The sequence below is a fragment of the Acidovorax sp. KNOB132 genome (assembly GCF_057541515.1).
This window is the reverse complement of the sequence record NZ_BAAJYT010000331.1, coordinates 1-3,399: the sequence shown is the minus strand read 5'-3', so window position 1 is coordinate 3,399 and position 3,399 is coordinate 1. Positions and strand designations below refer to the sequence as shown.

Below are 3,399 nucleotides of genomic sequence, written 5' to 3'. Positions count from 1 at the left end.
AAAAAAGTCCCGGCCATGCCGCTGCATGCGCAGCTCTGCGTTATTCCTTCAACGCCTTCGCAAGACTCCCCATGGTGCACGCTGCTTGCCATAACGTGCGGACTGGAGTTGCGCGATCGTCGCTCCCTGCTCCGCAAGCCTGACATGCCAAACCGAATTTCACCTTCTGGCTCGCCGATCCGCAGCGTTTTGCTGGATTCGAACACTCGCGTGGCACCCGATGCTGTTTCCGAGTCAGCCAGGCCGCTCGCTGGCGAGCATGCATTGCAAGGGCTGGCACCTAGGTTGGAGCCGGCGTTCGGCAGGGCGGTTGGTGCCATGCCCCCGCGTCAGGCCATTCTGCATTGGCCGAACGGGGACGTGTCTCTGGGTAGGGTGGATGGAAATCTCGACACAGGTTGAGCTTTATGGCCTCGTCAACCGCAGGTCCGTTGGCCGAGCGGTGCCGCAAGCCCTCCATGACCCACCTGCGGCATTCTGGAGCCTCGGTGCGGCCCCTTGAGGTGACGCCGATTCTCGGCAGTGCGATGAGCGAACTGTTGGCAGTCCAGGCTCGGCTGAAAAAAATCGACGTACCCTTTGACGGCCAAACGCTGCCTCACTTGGCCCAAGTGGCGTCCGGCACCAGAACTGGGGCAACCGGGGTGGCAGGGCATGAGATCGTTGTCATCGGTGACATGCTGATGTCCGTGCTTGACCAGCTGGGGAAGGATCTCGACGACCCGTTCGCGGCCCGTTCCGCCATGGAGGCCATGGCCAAGGGGCGGCGATTTTTCTTTGAAGTGGAACTCGAAAAAAATGGCTCGTATTACACCAACCTTGTCGATGTGGATGAGGCTTCGATGGTCGGTGGGCGCGATGAGAGCGCATCCTCGGCTTCTGCAGATCAGGACCCTCTTTTCGATGTGCTTCGCCCGATGGCGGAAGGCGAGCATCTGTGCATTCCAGTGGGGCAGTGCGGTTCTAATGGAAACCACGCACTGTTGATTTCAGTCAGTCGCCTCGATGCCGATCAAGCGCGCGTCAGTGTTTTCAATTCAGAGGGTTGGCAGTGCCAAGGCGGCACCGACCGGTTGGACGATGCGCCCGCCATTTCCAGATCCATGCCGATGGATCGGGTGTATGGACTTCTCAAAGCACTGGACGGAAGTGTTTTGAAGCCGCCGCCGAACGATTCGCTGATCCGCGCAGACTGGGAGGTGGCAGACGCCGGTGCACCTTTGCTCAGCTGGCTTCAAGACGGCGGGTCGGCCGCATCGGAGGTGAAGGTCGCGAGCCTGCGGCAGCCACGCCAAAAAGCGGTGGATTGCGCACTGGAATCCCGGTTTGCATGGCTTGCCACCGTGCTCCCCGAGGCCGACTACAAGCTGGTGAAGGCGCATGCGCTCAATGTCTTGGCCGAAAACGCATCCATTGAAGAGGATCGCGCCGAGGTCCTCGGAGTGCTCGGCCACCGAGTCACGGTCAGCCTGAGCGGTTACGCAATGTCCGCGAAGCCTTGATTTGGCATGACGATCACCTGAGCAACCAGCGCGACCGCCAACTCAACTACCCCCGCACCCGCCGCAGCACCATCGGCGCTCCATCCACCCCATCCCCCCGCCGCAACACCAGCACCTCGCCCGACGCCGGATAGATCCCCGTCAATGCCGTGATGTTGACCTGGTGCGTCACCCACACCTCGACCTGCCCGGTGGGCACCGCTGCCAGCGCTTTCCGCAGCGCTGCGGTCTGCGCGCCTTGAGTGTCCCCGCCATCGAAGAACGAATTCAACGCGTCCCATGGCTCCATCTGGCCGAAGGCCAGCATGGCGGTGTCCTGGCAGCGGCACCAGGCGCTGGAGCGCACCCGCTGGGGCGCCAGGCCTTGCTGCTTCAGCAGTGCCCCGATGCGCTGGGCCTGCGCGCGCCCTTCGGCGCTGAGGTTGCGTTGCGTGCTGCATTGGCCCAGGGCGAAGCCGGGTGGATCGCCCGTGCCGGGGTCGGTCTGCGCATGCCGCATCAGCAGCACGGTGCCGGGCTCGGTGGCGGCGTAGGAGGAGGAAGCGGCGGTGGAGAACAGGGCGCCAGCCAGGCTGGCGGCCGATCCCAGGCGCAGGAGTTGACGGCGTTGCATGCGGTCCATTGTGGCCCCCGAAGCGGGGAGCGCTCGCTTTTTTCTTCCGCCGGGTTTTGCTACCGCGCCGCGTTCACTTCGCGCCCCAGCTCGATCACGGCCATGGCGTAGTAGCTCGACCAGTTGTAGCGCGTGACGGCATAGAAGTTCTCGGTGCCCGCGTAGAAGACGGGCGATGCCACGCCGTTCTGCAGCTCCACCAGGGCCAGTGGGCCGCGGTGGGTGGCGCCGTCGCCCTGCACCAGTGCGCCCAGTTCGGCCATGCGGGCCACCGTGAAGGTGGGCAGGATGTCGGGGGCCAGCAGGTCTTCGAGGCGCAGCCGGGCGGGGTCGAACTCGACCGCGTAGTGCGTGGGCATGCCGGTGGTCCAGCCGTGGCCCTTGAAGTAGTTGGCGACCGAGCCGATGGCGTCGGCGGGGCTGTTGAAGAGGTCGATGCGGCCGTCGCCGTCGAAGTCCACCGCGTAGCGCGCCCAGCTGGAGGGCATGAACTGGCCCAGGCCCATGGCGCCCGCGTAGCTGCCGCGTGGCTCCAGCGGGTCGGCGTTGGTGCGCTGCATGAGGCTCAGGAACTGCTCCAGCTCGCCCCGGAAGAACGCCACGCGCTCGGCCGCGCGCGGGTGGGCCATGGGAAAGTCGAACGACAGGGTGGCGAGCGCGTCGATGACGCGGAAGTTGCCCATCTGCTGGCCATAGATGGTTTCCACGCCGATGATGCCGACGATCATTTCCGCGGGCACGCCGTATTCGCGCTCGGCGCGGGCCAGGGTGTCGGCGTTGTCGTGCCAGAAGCGCACGCCCGCGCGGATGCGCACGGGCTCGACGAAGCGGCTGCGGTACACGCGCCAGTTCTTGGGCGTGCCGGGCGGCGGCGGCAGCATGAGGCGCGGCACCTGGCTCAGAAAGCGCGCCTGGCCGATGGCTTGGCGCACCCATTCGCGGTCCAGGTCGCGGCGCGCGGCGATGTCGTCGGCGAACTGCATGGCATCGGCGCGCTGGTCGTAGAAGATCGCCGGCTGTGGGGCCGCGGCCGGGGCCCGGGGCGGGCTCTTCTTGACGGGATTTTGGGCGATGGCACCCGGGGACAGAAGGGCGGCGGCGATCAGCAGCAGGGCGTGGCGAAGGAAGGCGAAGGAGGGCATGGGGCGGTCAAGGGGTCGGCGGCTGGCGCGCCGGCCAGGGCAGGCGGCGCAGGTCGCGCCGCAGGTCGGCCAGGGCGGTGGCCGGTTCGGGGGCGTAGCGGGTGTGTTCCAGGCGCAGCAGCCAGTCGGCGATGGGCGCGCT

3 protein-coding genes are annotated in these 3,399 nt (G+C 66.3%); 1 reads left to right on the top strand and 2 read right to left on the bottom strand.

Annotation, left to right across the window (positions count from 1 at the left end; all coding sequences use genetic code 11):
- Positions 1–458 precede the first annotated feature (458 nt).
- Positions 459–1,502, top strand: a complete 1,044-nt coding sequence (locus tag AC27IO_RS21985) for a hypothetical protein (RefSeq protein ID WP_498740755.1) — start codon at positions 459–461, stop codon at positions 1,500–1,502.
- Between the two features lie 46 nt (positions 1,503–1,548).
- Here AC27IO_RS21985 and AC27IO_RS21980 read toward each other — a convergent pair whose 3' ends face one another.
- Both AC27IO_RS21980 and mltB read right to left on the bottom strand, forming a co-directional pair.
- Positions 1,549–2,115, bottom strand: coding sequence for a histidine phosphatase family protein (locus AC27IO_RS21980; protein ID WP_498740753.1), 567 nt, complete (start codon positions 2,113–2,115; stop codon positions 1,549–1,551).
- Positions 2,116–2,174: 59 nt separating this feature from the next.
- On the bottom strand, positions 2,175–3,257 hold the full coding sequence (gene mltB / locus AC27IO_RS21975) for a lytic murein transglycosylase B (protein ID WP_317355588.1): 1,083 nt from the start codon (positions 3,255–3,257) through the stop codon (positions 2,175–2,177).
- Positions 3,258–3,399: the final 142 nt, after the last annotated feature.

Bases quoted from the DNA above. Each gene is read 5' to 3' on its own strand.
- AC27IO_RS21985 (WP_498740755.1), top strand. From the start codon at position 459: ATGACCCACCTGCGGCATTCTGGAGCCTCGGTGCGGCCCCTTGAGGTG.
- AC27IO_RS21980 (WP_498740753.1), bottom strand. From the start codon at position 2,115: ATGCAACGCCGTCAACTCCTGCGCCTGGGATCGGCCGCCAGCCTGGCT.
- mltB (WP_317355588.1), bottom strand. From the start codon at position 3,257: ATGCCCTCCTTCGCCTTCCTTCGCCACGCCCTGCTGCTGATCGCCGCC.